15 protein-coding genes are annotated in these 15,592 nt (G+C 63.2%); 9 read left to right on the top strand and 6 right to left on the bottom strand.

The genetic code is table 11. The features are described from left to right. The first annotated feature begins 26 nt into the window (after positions 1-26). The gene (gene serB / locus F8N82_RS22480) at positions 27-1,241 is read left to right on the top strand and encodes a phosphoserine phosphatase SerB (RefSeq protein ID WP_038997463.1); all 1,215 of its coding nucleotides are present in this window, start codon (positions 27-29) and stop codon (positions 1,239-1,241) included. 52 nt (positions 1,242-1,293) lie between these two features. Here serB and asd read toward each other — a convergent pair whose 3' ends face one another. The 3 genes from asd to F8N82_RS22465 are packed head-to-tail and all read right to left on the bottom strand — an operon-like array spanning position 1,294 to position 4,559. Beyond that, positions 1,294-2,157: an archaetidylserine decarboxylase gene (asd, locus tag F8N82_RS22475; protein WP_038997462.1), complete on the bottom strand. Its 864-nt coding sequence runs from the start codon at positions 2,155-2,157 to the stop codon at positions 1,294-1,296. A gap of 9 nt (positions 2,158-2,166) precedes the next feature. Then, complete coding sequence (locus tag F8N82_RS22470) at positions 2,167-2,976, bottom strand: rhodanese-like domain-containing protein (protein WP_038997461.1); 810 nt, start codon at positions 2,974-2,976, stop codon at positions 2,167-2,169. Positions 2,977-3,023: 47 nt separating this feature from the next. Further along, on the bottom strand, positions 3,024-4,559 hold the full coding sequence (locus tag F8N82_RS22465) for an HDOD domain-containing protein (protein ID WP_038997460.1): 1,536 nt from the start codon (positions 4,557-4,559) through the stop codon (positions 3,024-3,026). A gap of 131 nt (positions 4,560-4,690) precedes the next feature. Between F8N82_RS22465 and motA the strand changes: the two genes are divergently transcribed. Both motA and motB read left to right on the top strand, forming a co-directional pair. After that, a complete protein-coding gene (gene motA, locus F8N82_RS22460; RefSeq protein WP_038997459.1) occupies positions 4,691-5,542 on the top strand; it encodes a flagellar motor stator protein MotA in 852 nt (283 codons plus the stop codon). Between the two features lie 3 nt (positions 5,543-5,545). Continuing rightward, a complete protein-coding gene (gene motB, locus F8N82_RS22455; protein WP_038997458.1) occupies positions 5,546-6,568 on the top strand; it encodes a flagellar motor protein MotB in 1,023 nt (340 codons plus the stop codon). 64 nt (positions 6,569-6,632) lie between these two features. On the opposite strand, the gene F8N82_RS22450 is transcribed toward motB, so the two are convergent. Both F8N82_RS22450 and rsgA read right to left on the bottom strand, forming a co-directional pair. Continuing rightward, positions 6,633-7,115 (bottom strand): TIR domain-containing protein, encoded by a 483-nt coding sequence (locus tag F8N82_RS22450; RefSeq protein WP_038997457.1) that lies wholly within the window; start codon positions 7,113-7,115, stop codon positions 6,633-6,635. 258 nt (positions 7,116-7,373) lie between these two features. Next, the gene (gene rsgA, locus F8N82_RS22445) at positions 7,374-8,405 is read right to left on the bottom strand and encodes a small ribosomal subunit biogenesis GTPase RsgA (RefSeq protein ID WP_038997456.1); all 1,032 of its coding nucleotides are present in this window, start codon (positions 8,403-8,405) and stop codon (positions 7,374-7,376) included. A 91-nt stretch (positions 8,406-8,496) separates the two neighbouring features. Between rsgA and orn the strand changes: the two genes are divergently transcribed. Continuing rightward, positions 8,497-9,039: an oligoribonuclease gene (gene orn, locus F8N82_RS22440; RefSeq protein ID WP_038997455.1), complete on the top strand. Its 543-nt coding sequence runs from the start codon at positions 8,497-8,499 to the stop codon at positions 9,037-9,039. A 100-nt stretch (positions 9,040-9,139) separates the two neighbouring features. Beyond that, positions 9,140-9,751: a trimeric intracellular cation channel family protein gene (locus tag F8N82_RS22435; protein ID WP_038997454.1), complete on the top strand. Its 612-nt coding sequence runs from the start codon at positions 9,140-9,142 to the stop codon at positions 9,749-9,751. A gap of 32 nt (positions 9,752-9,783) precedes the next feature. On the opposite strand, the gene queG is transcribed toward F8N82_RS22435, so the two are convergent. Next, a complete protein-coding gene (gene queG / locus F8N82_RS22430; protein WP_038997453.1) occupies positions 9,784-10,884 on the bottom strand; it encodes a tRNA epoxyqueuosine(34) reductase QueG in 1,101 nt (366 codons plus the stop codon). 62 nt (positions 10,885-10,946) lie between these two features. On the opposite strand from queG, the gene F8N82_RS22425 reads away from it, so the two are divergent. Genes F8N82_RS22425 through mutL form a run of 4 tightly spaced genes read left to right on the top strand, consistent with a single transcriptional unit; the run spans position 10,947 to position 15,591 of the window. Beyond that, positions 10,947-11,807 carry an NAD(P)H-hydrate dehydratase gene (locus tag F8N82_RS22425; protein ID WP_038997452.1) on the top strand — a complete coding sequence of 287 codons (861 nt, stop codon included), beginning with the start codon at positions 10,947-10,949 and terminating at the stop codon, positions 11,805-11,807. Further along, complete coding sequence (gene tsaE, locus F8N82_RS22420) at positions 11,795-12,265, top strand: tRNA (adenosine(37)-N6)-threonylcarbamoyltransferase complex ATPase subunit type 1 TsaE (RefSeq protein ID WP_038997451.1); 471 nt, start codon at positions 11,795-11,797, stop codon at positions 12,263-12,265. Before F8N82_RS22425 ends, tsaE begins: the two co-directional genes overlap by 13 nt. Positions 12,266-12,268: 3 nt before the next feature. Then, positions 12,269-13,693: an N-acetylmuramoyl-L-alanine amidase gene (locus tag F8N82_RS22415; RefSeq protein WP_200889125.1), complete on the top strand. Its 1,425-nt coding sequence runs from the start codon at positions 12,269-12,271 to the stop codon at positions 13,691-13,693. After that, entirely contained in the window at positions 13,690-15,591 is a 1,902-nt protein-coding gene (gene mutL, locus F8N82_RS22410; RefSeq protein WP_038997449.1) for a DNA mismatch repair endonuclease MutL, read from the top strand. The genes F8N82_RS22415 and mutL overlap by 4 nt, the downstream gene beginning before the upstream one ends. The last annotated feature ends 1 nt before the right edge of the window (position 15,592 follow it).

The raw sequence follows: 15,592 nt of genomic DNA, 5'->3' as shown, positions 1-15,592 counted from the left end.
TTTTTTTCAACGAGTCGGAGCCCGTCTTGCGCGAAATCGTTCTGATTAACATCACCGGTGAAGACCGCCCGGGTCTTACCGCGGCCATCACCGGCGTTCTGGCCCAGGGTGGTGTGAACATCCTCGACATTGGTCAGGCGGTGATTCACGACACCCTGTCCTTTGGCATCCTGGTTGAAATTCCGGATACCGAGAAGGCGTCCGCGGTGCTCAAGAACATCCTGTTTGCGGGCAACGAACTCGACCAGCAGGTACGTTTCACCCCGGTTTCCGAAGCCGACTACCAGAATTGGGTCGAAGGCCAGGGCAAGGCCCGGCACATCGTTACCCTGCTGACCCGCAGGGTCACTGCCGAGCAATTGCAGCGCGTCAGCTCGATCACGGCCAAGTACGGGCTGAATATCGACCACATCGATCGCCTGTCGGGCCGCGTCGCGCTGGACACGCCGGCGGAACAGAGCAAGGGCTGCATCGAGTTCTCGGTCCGTGGCGAACCGGCTGACCCGCAGGCCCTGCGCGCCGAGTTCCTCAGCGTTGCCCAGGAATTGAACGTCGACATCGCCTTCCAGCAGGATTCGCTGTTCCGTCGCAACCGCCGCCTGGCGGTATTCGACATGGACTCGACGCTGATCGAAGCCGAAGTGATCGACGAACTGGCCAAGGCCGCCGGTGTCGGCGAGCAAGTGTCGGAAATTACCGAGCGGGCCATGCGTGGCGAGCTGGATTTCCGTGCCAGCTTCAAGGAGCGCCTGGCGCTGCTCAAGGGTCTGGACGTCGGTGTGCTGGACGAGATTGGTGCTTCACTGCGCCTGACCGAAGGCGCCGAGACACTGTTCGCCGAGCTCAAGCGCTTGGGCTACAAGACTGCCATCCTCTCTGGCGGCTTCACTTACTTTGCCAAGCAGCTGCAAGCCAAGCTGGGCATCGACTACGTGTTTGCCAATGAGCTGGAAGTGGTCGATGGCAAGGTGACCGGTGTGGCGGTCGAGCCTATCGTCGATGCCCAGCGCAAGGCCGACCTGCTGGGCGAGCTGGCGCGCAAGGAAGGCTTGCAGATGGAGCAGACCATTGCGGTCGGTGACGGCGCCAACGACTTGCCGATGCTGGCGATTGCTGGCCTGGGTGTGGCTTTCCGGGCCAAGCCGCTGGTCAAGCAATCGGCCAAGCAGGCGATTTCGACCCTGGGGCTGGACGGCGTGCTGTACCTGTTGGGCTTGCGCGATCGCGACGGTCGCGCCTAAGTCCGCTCCTACAGGTACAAAAAAGCCCGCATCGCTGCGGGCTTTTTCATTTTCAGGCTTGTGCCGGCAGGGCCAGGCGCTCGCCCATGCTCACCGCGGAACCGGCGCCGAGTTCTTCGGCCCATTTCACTTGCTCTGGCCCGAACAGCACCACAGCCGTCGAACCCAGCTTGAATCGGCCAAGCTCCGCGCCTTTTTCCAGGTGGATCGGCGCACGGCTGGCTTCGTCGTAGCGCACGGTTTTCAGTTCGCGCTTGGGTGGCGTTACCAGGCCGGCCCAGACAGTTTCGATCGAGGCGACGATCATCGCGCCAACCAGCACTACGGCCATCGGCCCGCGCTCGGTGTCGAACAGGCAGACCACGCGCTCGTTGCGGGCGAACAGCTCCGGAACGTTTTCGGCAGTGGTCTGGTTGACCGAGAACAACCGGCCCGGCACGTAGATCATCTCGCGCAGGGTGCCGGCCAGCGGCATGTGCACGCGGTGGTAGTCCTTGGGCGACAGGTAGATGGTGGCGAACTGGCCACCCATGAACGGCGCGGCATTGGCCGGATCGCCACCCAGCAGCTCCAAGGCGCTGAAGCTGTGGCCTTTGGCCTGGAAGATGCGGCCATGCTCGATCGGGCCAAGCTGGCTGACGGCGCCGTCGGCCGGGCAGAGGATCGCCCCCGGGGTTTCATCCAGCGGGCGTGCGCCCGGCTTGAGAGCGCGGGTGAAGAAGGCGTTGAAGTGCTCGTAGGCGGTGACGTCTTCGACCAGGGCCTGAGACATGTCAACCTGGTAGCGCTTGGCGAACCAACTGGTGAAGGCGTTCTTGAACCAGCGCACACGGCATTCGGCGATGCAGCCGGCCAGGCGCGAGAGCAGGTGATGAGGCAGCAGGTACTGGCTGATGATGAACAAGCGGGATTTCATTAGGTTTCCTTAAACGTCTACAGGGGTGTCGGGGTGGTTGCCCCATTCGCCCCAGGATCCGGCGTAGGCTTTGACCCGAGGGTAGCCCAGATGTTTGGCGACCAGGTAGGTAAAGCCGGAACGGTGGTGAGTCTGGCAGTGGGTGACCACTTCCTTGTCTTTGCTGATACCCAGCTGTTCGAGGATCTCGGGCATGTCTTTGCGGATGCGCAGGGCATCGTTCATGTCCATGCCGGCAGTCCACTCAAAGTTGACCGCGCCGGGAATGTGTCCGCCCTTGGCGGCCAGGACCTTCTCGCCGCGGTATTCGGCTGGGCTGCGTGCGTCCCAGATCGCCAGGTCGGCGGCGCCGAGACGGCTTTGCAGGTACTCGCGGGTGGCTGTTGGCTCTTCGTGCAGGGTCAGGTTGACCGTGCCGCTGGCATTGGCCGGTACTTCTTTGCTGAGTTCGCTCGCCGGCCACGCCTGAGCGCCGCCGTTGAGGTAGTGGTAACGGGAGTGGCCGATCACATCCAGCAACCAGATGAAACGCCCGGCCCAGCCGCCGCCCTCGTCGTCATAGACCACGTAGACCGCATTGGCGTTATGGCCAAGCTCGGCGAACAGCTTTTCCAGATCGGCCTTGGCCGGCAACAGGCCTGGCGCGGGAGGCTGGCCCAGCTGGGTGCGCTTCGGGTCGACAAAGCGCGCACCGCGAATATGCCCGCTCTCATAACGGTTGGGGCTGGTCAGGTCGACCAGGATCAACTCTGGCACATTCAGTCGGGTCAGCAGGTCCGTCGGCTCGATTACCAGGGGCAAGCCAGAAAAGTCAGTCATCCAGAGTCTCCAGAGCGGAACAGAGGGAGGCGATTGTAGCGCATGGCTCAGGCACTGCGGTTGCTGAAGGCGGTCAGGGCCCGCTCGATGCATTGCGCGGTTTTGCCGAAGGCTTGCACGCTGACGTCCGCCAACGGCTTGCCGCCCTGGTCGGCGACTAGCAGCATGACCACCCGGCCATTGCTCGACAGCGAGCGCAGCAACAGGTGTTCGCTGCGAAACAGGGCGCGCAGGCTTGGCGGCAGCAGGGCTGAGAACTGCGCGTGGTTTTCCGGGGTCAGGCGCAGTTGCGCCGATTTGCTCAACAAGCGTTGCAGCAATTTGCTCTGCTCGATGGGCAGCACCAGGCTGGCGGCATCCGCTGGCAGGCCGGCAATTTGATGGACGCGCAGCTGGCTGAGCGTCTTGTCGGTCATCAGCAGCATCACCCGCTGCATACCGCAGGCGACCAGGGCATCGCGGGCCAGGGTCGTCAGGTGGATGGCATTGCTGAACGGGCTGGGCTCGGCCAGCAGCTCGCCGCAGAGCTTGCGCCAGGTGCCCAGGGCCTGGGCCGAGGGCGTTGGCGGGGCGATCTGGCCCTGGTGCAGGCGTTGCTGGTGCCAAGGCCAGAGCAGCGCCTCGGCCGGGTGGAACAGGCCGGGGCAGGCATGATGGCGGGCGCTGATCGCGGCTTGTTGGTGGACCAATTGCTGGACATCGTTCAGCGGGGTTTGCAGGTACAGGCTGGTGAGCAGTTGCCAGCGCTGCACGTGCGGATTGGTCCAGCCTACCTGCGCGGCCAGGGCCAGGCCGTTGGCCAGCAGCACGGTATTGGCCGGCTGGTTGAACCAGCGGCGCAAGCTCGGTTGATCGTCGAGGCGTTGTTGCTGGTGCAGGCTGTCCTGATCACGGGCGATGAGGATTGCCTGAGCCAGGAGTCGGCGTTCTTCCTGAAGTAAATGGTAACCGCGAGTTACCCAGTCCGGCAGGCGCCAGTGTTCGGCCAGGGCTTTGCACAGGCTCATGACCCGCACGCCAAACAGCTCTTTCTCCACCCTCGGGGCCGATTCGCCCTTGTGCACCACACGCAGCTCCCACTCATCCAGGAGTTTGGGGTGAGTCAGCGCCAGGGGCCAGAGTGGGGACAGGAACAGCAGGCTGCCCCAGTGGATTTCCTGCCACAGGCGCGCCAGGCGGCTGGCGAACAGGCCGTTGGCCTGTTGGCTGGCGTGCTGGCTGACAATCTGCAGCTGGCGCAGGGTCGGGGCAATTTCGCCCTCGGGCATCGCCGGCAGGCGCTCCAGCAGCTCTGCCGTGCGCGTCAGGCCCAGGCGGTTGAGGGCGATCTCCAGGCTTTCGGCCGGTTCGCCCAGGCCGGTGTTGCTGTGATGGTTGGCCTCGCGCATGACGCTGAGCACCAGCGCCGGGCTGTCCTGCATCAGTTCGGCGATATCGCGCAACGAGCGGCGGCTGTCGCCGATGGCGGATTTTACCCGCTCGTAACTGGCCAGCGGCACCGGCAGGCGCACGCTATCGAGGAGCTTGACCCAGGCATCGAGTGTTTTTGGTGTTTGACTTGGCACGATGGTTTCAATAGGCATGCTGGAGGTAGGCCGAACTGGCTTTTCGCCTTGACTGACTATAGTCTGGCGCAGTTCTGCCGATAAGTAGAAGAAGAGTTTTTTTAACTTCCGCTCACGACCCTGACCACGACAGTAAGTGCTTTCTATCTATGGCTAAAATTATCGGCATCATCGTCGTATTCGCGAGCGTGCTCGGCGGATATGTACTTTCCCACGGCAAGATTGCGGCCCTGATTCAGCCTTTCGAAGTGCTGATTATCGGCGGCGCCGCATTCGGTGCGTTCCTCCAGGCTAACCCTGGTTACATGACCATGCATGTAATCAAGAAGTCGCTGAAGATGTTCGGCACGCGCTTTACCCACACCTTCTATATCGAGGTGCTGGGCCTGGTCTACGAGATTCTCAACAAATCCCGTCGCGAAGGCATGATGGCGATCGAAGCCGATATCGAAGACGCCGCTGCCAGCCCGATTTTTGCCAAGTACCCGGCGGTACTGGGTGACGAACGCATGACCGCGTTCATCTGTGACTACCTGCGCATCATGTCCACTGGCAACATGGCCCCGCACGAGCTCGAGGGCCTGTTCGACATGGAACTGCTGAGCATGAAGGAAGAACTCGAGCACCCGTCCCATGCCGTGACCGGCATCGCCGACGGCATGCCGGGCTTCGGTATCGTTGCCGCGGTACTGGGTATCGTGGTGACCATGGCCTCGCTGGGCGATGGCGACCAGAAGTCCATCGGCCTGCACGTGGGTGCGGCGCTGGTCGGTACCTTCTTCGGTATTCTCGCCGCGTACGGCTTCTTCGGCCCGCTGGCCACTTCCCTGCGTCATGACGCCAAGGAAGAGCTGAATGTTTACGAGGCGATCAAAGCCTCGCTGGTGGCTTCGGCCTCCGGCATGCCGCCATCGCTGGCCGTGGAATTCGGGCGCAAGGTGCTGTTCCCGGCCCATCGCCCGAGCTTCGCCGAGCTGGAACAAGCAGTTCGCGGTCGCTAAGCCATGGAGAACAATCAGCCCATTATCGTCAAGCGCATCAAGCGCTTTGGCGACGGCCACCACGGTGGTGCCTGGAAGATTGCCTTCGCCGACTTTGCCACGGCGATGATGGCGTTCTTCCTGGTGCTGTGGCTGCTGTCGACGGCCACCCCTGAGCAGAAGATCGCCATTGCCGGCTACTTCAAGGACCCGATCGGTTTTTCCGAAAGCGGTACGCCGTACATCATCGACCTGGGCGGTTCGCCCCAGCTCGCGCCGGAAAAAACCATCAACCCGGAAGAAAAGTCCGAACCTACGCCTGACACCAGCATCCCGATCGATCAGAACACGGTCGAGAGCATGGCCGAGCAGGTCGAGCGCGAACGCCTGGAATTGTTGCTGCAAGAGCTACAGAACAAGGTCGAAGAGAACCCGCAACTACAGAAGTTCAAGGACCAGATCCTCTTCGAGATCACCCAGGACGGCCTGCGTATCCAGATCATGGATGCTGAGAACCGGCCAATGTTCGACCTCGGCAGCGCGCGTTTGCAGCCGTACTTCGAGGACATCCTGCTGGCCATGGCCGACACCATCAAGGCGGTGCCGAACAAGATCAGCATCAGTGGCCATACCGATGCCAAGCCCTATGCCGGTACCGGTGACTTCGGTAACTGGGAACTGTCGGCCAACCGCGCCAACGCCGCCCGTCGCGCGCTGGTCGCCGGTGGCTACCCGGATACCCAGGTGGCGCGGGTGGTTGGTTATGCCTCGTCGTCGCTGTTTGACCGGCAGAACCCGCTCAACCCGGTCAACCGCCGTATCGACATCATCGTGCTGACCAAGAAGGCCCAGCGCACCATCGAAGGCGAGCAGAACCAGCCCGCCGCTCCCGAAACCGGGCAGCCCGGTGCTGCAGCGCCGGCACCCGGGGCAACGACAGAGCCGGCCCCGGTGGCCGAGCCGGAGCCGATGCAGCCACGGGAGTTGCGGCAGAAGCTGAACATCTTCGAAGACGGTGTATTGAAGATGGACGAAAACAAGCAATAAGCCTGCTTGCTGAAAAACGCCCGTGCGCAGCGATGCCCACGGGCGTTTTGTTTGGCGCTACAGGCTAGAAGCCGCGACGGATCTTGGCCTTGAGGTCGGCATGGAAGAAATCGGCGTTGGAGCGGTTGGTGGCATTAGCCTCGCAGGCTTCACTGTCGATCGAACGCTTGAAGGTCTGCTCGTCATGGTAGGCGCGAACGTACAGGTCGATGTGCTCGCGATTGTTCATGGTTGGCCACTTCTCCAGATACCCCGGTAACGTGGCTTCGCCGCATTGGTAGAAGGCAACGCGGCGATTGATCAGGGTTGCCGCGCCCAGTTGGAAGGGCACCCACCAGGCCTCGGCGGTCTCGGGGGCGAGCACGGCGATCAGGTGGGTGCATTGGCTGATGTTGCGGCGGATGATGCCGCTGATATCGTCGGTGGTCTGCTGTGCCTCACTGTCGAACAGTTCCAGTTGGGTACTGATGCCTTCGAGCTTGAGCCGTTCATTGATGATGAAGGCATCCAGGCGTTCGCTGTGGCGATAGCTGATAAAGACTGGCATCACTGGTGCCCTCCCGCGCTGGAGGGGGCGGCATCGATGCGCAAAAGCTGAATTGTCATGGTCGATTCCTTTCATACGCAGGGCATGGAGTCGATTCGCTTCATGGCGGCGAACCTTGAAAGGTGACAATCAGCGAAAGTCCTGCGCACGGCAAGGTACGACCAGCAAACAAGATGCGTCCTGCTTATCTGGGTAATAAATCCTACGGAATGATCCTACTTTGCAGCTGTTTGAGGCTCGTTTCCGAGCCTCGGGTGCTCAGTAGCTGTCTTGCGGCAGGCTGGCGATGATCGAGCGGTAGCTGTTCATGCGCTGCTGTTGCACGCGGCCATCTTCGAGTGCCTTGAGCAGTGCGCAGCCGGGTTCGCGATCGTGCTTGCAGTCGCGGAAGCGGCAAGTACCCAGCAGGTCGGTGAATTCGATGAAACCAGCCTCGACATCGGCGCGGCTGACGTGGCCCAGGCCGAATTCGCGGATACCCGGCGAGTCGATCAGTTCGCCACCGCCGGGGAAGTGATAAAGGCGGGCGGTGGTGGTGGTGTGGGTGCCCTGGCCGGACCATTCCGACAGGTCGCCGACGCGGGTTTGCACCTCTGGCAGCAGGCTGTTGACCAGCGACGATTTACCTACCCCGGACTGACCGACGAACACGCTGATATGGCCGTCGAGTTGTGCCTGCAGTTGCTCCATGCCATTGCCGTGGTGGGCCGACACTTCCAGTAGCGGGTAGCCGAGCTGCCGGTACACCGCCAACAATGCGTTGAGCGCCGGAGCGTTCTGCTCGTCGATCAGGTCGGCCTTGTTCAGCAGCAGTAACGGGCGGATACCGGCATGTTCGGCCGCGACCAGGTAGCGGTCGATCAGGTTGGCATGGGGTTCCGGTGCCGGAGCGAAAACGATCACGATCAGGTCGACGTTGGCCGCTACCGGCTTGAGTTGGCCGCGGCTGTCCGGGCGGCACAGCTCGGTGTGCCGCGGCATCTGCGCAACGATCACGCCAATGCCCTGGTTGCCAGCGCGCCATACCACCTTGTCGCCGGTGACCAGCGCCGGCAGGTTGGCCCGCAAGTGGCAACGGAACACCTGGCCGGCAACGTCGCCGTCCTGGGCTTCGACTTCGACCTGCACGCCAAAGTGGGCGATGACCAGGCCCAGTTGTTCCGGGCCGAGGTCGCCGCCTTCCAGCTCCTTCAGGGTCTGTTGTTCGCGTTTGGCGGCGCGGGCAGCGCGTTCACCCTGGATTTTTTCGATGCGCCAGTTCTGGCGTCGATTGAGCTGGCGTTTGGCCATGAAGGTTCCGTGTTCGGGAGGCAATATTTAACGGCGGGGAGTTTAGCACGCTCCACTAGGCTAAACTGCGCACCTACCGAGGAGCAGAATCATGCAGAACCCACAGAACCTGATCTGGATCGACCTGGAGATGACCGGTCTGGATCCGGATCACGACGTCATTATCGAAATGGCCACCATCGTTACCGACAGCGACCTCAACACCCTGGCCGAAGGCCCGGTGATCGCCATTCACCACAGCGACGAAGTGCTCGCGCGCATGGACGAGTGGAACACCCGCACCCATGGCGCCTCCGGCCTGACCCAGCGGGTCAAGGACAGCAAGGTCAGCATGGCCGAAGCCGAAGCCCAGACCATCGCCTTCCTGGAGCAGTGGGTGCCGAAGGGCAAGTCGCCGATCTGTGGCAACAGCATCTGCCAGGATCGCCGCTTCCTCTACCGCCACATGCGCAACCTGGAAAACTACTTCCACTACCGCAACCTCGACGTCTCGACCCTCAAGGAACTGGCGGCACGCTGGGCCCCTGAAGTGCGTGACAGCTTCAAGAAGGGCGGTACCCACCTGGCGCTGGACGATATCCGCGAGTCGATCAACGAACTGCGTCATTATCGTCAGCACTTCATCAAGTTCTGATCGCAGCGCCGCCGGCTTGTACAGACAATCCGTGCGGCGCCCCCTTTTGGTGCCTGTGGCAACTGGTTAGACTGCGCGCCCCATTGCACGGATCTGCGCCATGTTGTTGATGCTCTACCTTATTGCTATCACCGCCGAAGCCATGACTGGCGCGCTGTCTGCCGGGCGCCGCGGCATGGACTGGTTCGGTGTGGTGCTGATCGCCTGCATCACGGCGCTAGGTGGTGGCTCGGTGCGCGACGTGCTGTTGGGGCATTACCCGCTGACCTGGGTCAAGCATCCGGAGTACCTGGTGCTGACCAGCTTCGCGGCGCTGATGACCATCTTTATCGCGCCGTTGATGCGCCACCTGCGTTCGCTGTTCCTGGTGCTCGATGCCCTGGGGCTGGTGGCTTTCACCCTGATCGGCTGCATGACCGCGCTGGAAATGGGCCAGGGCATGCTGGTGGCATCGATCAGCGGGGTGATTACCGGGGTGTTTGGCGGCATTCTGCGCGATATCTTCTGTAACGATATTCCGCTGATCTTCCGCCGAGAGTTGTATGCCAGTGTGTCGTTCGCCGCGGCCTGGTTTTACCTGGGCTGCGTCTACTTCAACGTGCCAGGCGAGCAGGCGATTCTGCTGACATTGTTTGGCGGCTTCCTATTACGGCTGCTGGCGATCCGTTTTCACTGGGAAATGCCCAAGTTTCATTACAACGACGAGCATTGAGTCGATAACCATATCGCGGGGCAAGCCCGCTCCTACAGGCCGGGGCTAATCCCTGTGGGAGCGGGCTTGCCCCGCGAAGAGTGCTGCGCCAGCGCCCACTCCACATGCTCACGCACCAGTTCCGACGGAAAATCCTGCCGTGCCTTGAGCGCCTCCAGCACCTGGATAGTCGATGGCGCATTGCCCAACCCCACCGCCAGGTTGCGCAACCAGCGCTCATAGCCGGCACGGCGCAGCGGTGAGCCCTCAGTACTATCAAGGAAGGTCTGCTCATCCCACATGAACAGCTCGGCAAGCCCGGCACTGTCGAGATTGTGCCGGGGCTTGAAGTCGCTTTCGCCGGTGGGGCGGGCGAAACGGTTCCACGGGCAGACGATCTGGCAGTCATCGCAACCGAACACCCGATTACCGATCAACGGTCGCAGGTCTTCGGGGATGGCGCTTTTCAGCTCGATGGTCAGGTACGAGATACAGCGCCTGGCATCCAGCACGTAAGGGCCGACAAAGGCCTGGGTCGGGCAGATGTCCAGGCAGGCGCTGCAGCGTCCACAGTGTTCGCTGGCCTGTGGCGGGTCGACCGGCAGCGGCATGTCGACGAACAGTTCGGCGAGAAAGAAGTAGCTGCCGGCCTTGCGGTTGAGCAGCAGGGTGTTCTTGCCGATCCAGCCCAGCCCGGCCTGCTCGGCAATGGCCTTTTCCAGTACCGGGGCGCTGTCGACAAACGCACGAAAACCGAACGGGCCGATGTCTTTCTGGATGCGCTCGGCCAGGTGCTGCACGCGTTTGCGCACCAGCTTGTGGTAATCGCGGCCCAGGGCGTAGCGGGAAATGTAGGCTTTTTCCGGTTGGGCCAGTTGTTGGGCCATGCGCGTATCGCCGGGCAGGTAGTCCATGCGCAGCGACACCACGCGCAAGGTGCCGGGCACCAGCTCATCTGGGTGCGAGCGCTTGCTGCCGTGGGCGCCCATGTAGTCCATTTCACCGTGGTAGCCGGCCTCGAGCCAGCGCTCCAGGTGTTTTTCGTGCTCGCCCAGGTCCACCCCGGCAATGCCGACATGGGCAAAGCCGAGCTCTCGGCCCCAATCCTTGATCGATTGGGCCAGCGCAGGTAGATCGGGGGCAGAAGCAGACATGGGAATAAGGCAATACGGACTCAGGTGCGTATAATTCTGCCAGACATCAGAGCCTTTGACCCATGCCTCAGACCAAACACCCCGCAAACGAGCCGCATCGGCTCACCAGCGTCACCCTTGCGCCCTTGGCGCCTCGTCCTGCCGACGCCCATAAGGGCGACTTTGGCCATGTGCTGGTGATCGGTGGCGATCGCGGCACGGGAGGCGCCGTGCTGCTCAGCGCCGACGCGGCGTTGCGTTGCGGCGCCGGGCTGGTGTCGCTGGTTACCCGGCCTGAGCATGTGCCTGCGGCGATGTCCCGTCTGCCTGAAGTGATGAGCCTCGGTGCCCATTCGGCCAACCAATTGATGGCGCCGATCGAGCGGGCTTCGGTGCTGGTGGTCGGTCCGGGCCTTGGCCAGGCGGCCTGGGGCCGCAGCCTGTTGTCGGCGGTGGCCAGCAGCAAGCTGGCGCAGGTGTGGGACGCCGATGCCCTGAACCTGCTGGCGCGCCAGCCCTTGCCGTTGCCCAGGGGCAGTATCATTACCCCGCATCCGGGGGAAGCAGCCCGCCTGCTCGGTGTGTCGACCGAAGCGGTGCAGGCCGACCGACCCGGCGCGGCGCGCAAACTCGCGCGCAAATACGCGGTCGTATGTGTGCTCAAAGGCTCCGGCACCCTGGTGGCCGATCCGGCCGGGCAGCTGGCGCTGTGCTCGCGCGGTCATCCGGCCATGGCTGGCGCCGGCCTGGGTGATGTGCTCAGTGGCGTGCTCGGCGCCTTGCTCGCCCAGGGCATGTCGGCCTGGGACGCGGCCTGCCTGGGCGTCTGGCTGCATGCCTGCGCCGGCGAACGCCTGGGTGTGCAGGGCCGCGGCCTGGCGGCCAGCGATATGGTCGCGGCAATTCGTCAGTTATTGGAGGAGCATTCAGCGTGTCTGGCATAACCCTGTTTTTGGCCGATGAAGAGGCCATGGTCCGCTTCGGCTACCGCATTGCCGAAGTGACCCAAGGTCACGGCGTGATTTTTCTCGAAGGGGACCTGGGAGCCGGCAAGACCACCTTGTCGCGGGGCATTATTCGCGGCCTGGGGCACCAAGGTGCAGTAAAAAGTCCTACCTTTACCGTGGTTGAGCCTTATGAGATTGGCGACATTCGCGCCTTCCACTTCGACCTCTACCGCCTGGTCGATCCGGAGGAACTGGAGTTCCTGGGCATCCGCGATTACTTCGAAGATGATGCCCTGTGCCTGTTCGAATGGCCCCAAAAAGGGGCGGGCATTTTGCCAAAGCCCGACCTGACCATTACCATAAGCCCCCAGGCGAGCGGTCGTTCGCTCAACCTGTCGCCGCAGGGGGCACGTGGCGAAGCCTGGTGTGCCACTCTGGCCTTGGAATTCAAATAGAAAATGGGGATAGGTATGCGCATTCGCGCACTGGTTTCTGTCGTAGGACTGCTGCTTACGGTAGTGACCGTTGACGCTCTGGCCGTCACGCAAGTCAAAAGTATGCGTTTATGGCGAGCGCCGGATAACACACGGCTGGTCTTCGACCTCTCGGGTCCTGTGCAGCACAGCGTGTTTACCCTGACCGCCCCGGATCGCCTGGTGATCGACATCAATGGCGCGACTCTGGCTGCGCCGTTGTCGGTGTCCACCTCCAATACCCCGATTACCAGCGTGCGCTCGGCCCAGCGTACGCCGACCGACCTGCGTGTGGTGGTCGACCTGAAGAAGTCGGTGACGCCCAAGAGCTTCACCCTGGCGCCCAATGCCCAGTACGGCAACCGCCTGGTGGTCGACCTGTTCGACCAGGAAGCCGATGCCGCGCCGCCAACACCAACGCCGCCGGTGGCAACCACCCCAGCGGTGCCGGTCACCCCGGCGCAACCGGCGATCAAGCTGACCCCGGTGCCCAACGGCAAGCGTGACATCGTCATCGCCATCGACGCCGGTCACGGCGGTGAAGACCCGGGTGCCTCCGGTTCGCGTGGCCAGCACGAAAAAGACATCGTCCTGGCCATCGCCAAGGAACTGCAGCGCCAGATCAACACCGAGAAGGGTTTCCGCGCCGAGCTGACCCGTACCGGCGACTACTTCATCCCGCTGCGCAAACGTACTGAGATTGCCCGCAAGAAGGGCGCCGACCTGTTCATCTCGATCCACGCCGACGCCGCGCCGTCCAAGGCCGCATTCGGGGCCTCGGTGTTCGCCTTGTCCGATCGCGGCGCCACCTCGGAAACCGCGCGCTGGCTGGCTGACAGTGAAAACCGCTCCGACCTGATCGGTGGTGCCGGCAACGTCAGCCTCGATGACAAGGACCGCATGCTCGCCGGGGTGTTGCTCGACCTGTCGATGACCGCTTCGCTGAGCTCCAGCCTCAACGTCGGCCAGAAGGTCCTGGGCAACATGGGCCGCATCACCCCGCTGCACAAGCAGCGCGTCGAGCAGGCTGGGTTCATGGTGCTGAAATCGCCAGACATCCCGTCGATCCTGGTGGAAACCGGCTTCATCTCCAACGCCAACGAGGCGGCCAAGCTGGCCACCCCGAGCCACCAGCAGTCCCTGGCGCGCTCGATTCACAGCGGCGTACGGCAGTTCTTCCAGCAGAACCCGCCGCCGGGCACTTATGTGGCCTGGCTGCGTGACAGCGGCAAGATTGCCCAGGGCCCGCGCGAGCACTCGGTGCGCCCGGGCGAGACCCTGGCGATGATCGCCGTGCGTTATCAGGTCAGCGTTGCCAGCCTGCGCAGCGCCAACAGCCTGAAGACCGATGAGCTGAAAGTCGGCCAGCACCTGAACATCCCGACCACGGCATTGGCGGCCCAGCAATGAGTAGCAGTGCCCGGATCGAACTGCTCAGCCCGCGGCTGGCCAACCAGATTGCTGCGGGTGAGGTCGTCGAGCGCCCGGCCTCGGTGATCAAGGAACTGCTGGAAAACAGCCTGGACTCCGGCGCCAAACGCATTGACGTCGAAGTCGAGCAGGGCGGCGTCAAGTTGCTGCGCGTGCGCGACGACGGCGGTGGCATTGCCGCCGACGATCTGCCGCTGGCCTTGGCCCGCCACGCCACCAGCAAGATTCGCGACCTTGAAGACCTGGAGCGGGTCATGAGCCTGGGCTTTCGTGGTGAGGCCCTGGCCTCGATCAGCTCGGTTGCCCGCCTGACCCTGACCTCGCGCACCCGTGACGCCGAACAGGCTTGGCAGGTGGAAACCGAAGGCCGCGACATGGCCCCGCGAGTGCAGCCGGCGGCGCATCCGGTCGGCACTTCGGTGGAAGTGCGCGACCTGTTCTTCAATACCCCGGCCCGGCGCAAGTTCCTCAAGACCGAGAAAACCGAATTCGATCACCTGCAGGAAGTGATCCGCCGCCTGGCGCTGGCGCGCTTTGACGTGGGCTTTCACCTGCGTCACAACGGCAAAAGCATCCTCAGCCTGCACGAAGCCCATGACGATACCGCCCGTGCCCGCCGTGTCGCGTCGATCTGCGGCCCGGGCTTCCTCGAGCAGGCGCTGCCGATCGAGATCGAGCGCAACGGCCTGCACCTGTGGGGCTGGGTCGGTTTACCGACCTTCTCGCGCAGCCAGGCCGACCTGCAGTATTTCTTCGTCAACGGCCGCGCAGTGCGCGACAAGCTGGTCGCACATGCCGTGCGCCAGGCCTACCGTGACGTGCTGTTCAACGGTCGGCACCCGACCTTTGTGCTGTTTCTCGAGGTCGACCCGACGGGCGTCGACGTCAACGTGCACCCGACCAAGCACGAAGTGCGCTTTCGTGACGGGCGCATGGTCCATGACTTTTTGTACGGCACCCTGCACCGTGCCCTGGCCGATGTGCGCCCGGAAGACCAGTTGGCCGCGCCCGCCGCCACCAGCGAAATCATCCGCCCCAGCGGCATCCAGGCCGGTGAATTCGGCCCCCAGGGCGAGATGCGCCTGGCTGCCAACCTGCTTGAGCAGCCCTCCGCCGAGCCGGGTTTGCGTGCGTCCGTGGGCAGTAATGGCAGCGGCGCCGGCTATCAATACCAGTACACGCCAAGGCCGACCCAGGCATTGCCTGCGGCCGAGGCCCAGGGCGTGTACCGGGAGTTTTTTGCGCCGCTGGCCGAGACAGCACCGGTTGCCTTGCCCGAAGGCCAGGGCGATATCCCGCCGCTGGGCTACGCCCTGGCCCAGCTCAAGGGCATCTATATCCTGGCCGAAAACGCCGTCGGCCTGGTGCTGGTGGACATGCACGCCGCCCATGAGCGGATCATGTACGAGCGACTCAAGGTGGCCATGGCCAGCGAAGGTCTCAGCGGTCAGCCGCTGCTGGTACCGGAATCCCTGGCCTTGAGCCAGCGCGAAGCCGATTGCGCCGAAGAGCACGCCGAGTGGTTCCAGCGCCTGGGCTTCGAGTTGCAGCGTCTTGGCCCGGAAAGCCTGGCGATTCGGCAGATTCCGGCACTGCTCAAGCAGGCCGAGGCCAACCGCCTGGTCCAGGACGTACTGGCCGACCTGATGGAGTACGGCACCAGCGACCGCATTCAGGCGCACCTGAACGAACTGCTCGGAACCATGGCCTGCCACGGCGCCATCCGCGCCAACCGGCGCCTGGCCATCGCTGAAATGAACGGCCTGCTGCGCGACATGGAAAACACCGAGCGCAGCGGTCAATGCAACCATGGCCGACCGACCTGGACCCAGATGGGCCTGGACGATCTGGACAAACTGTTCTTGCGCGGTCGATGAC

This window comes from Pseudomonas fluorescens (assembly GCF_902497775.2).
GTDB classification, from domain to species: domain Bacteria; phylum Pseudomonadota; class Gammaproteobacteria; order Pseudomonadales; family Pseudomonadaceae; genus Aquipseudomonas; species Aquipseudomonas putida_F.
This window is presented reverse-complemented; position numbering and strand designations above follow the sequence as displayed.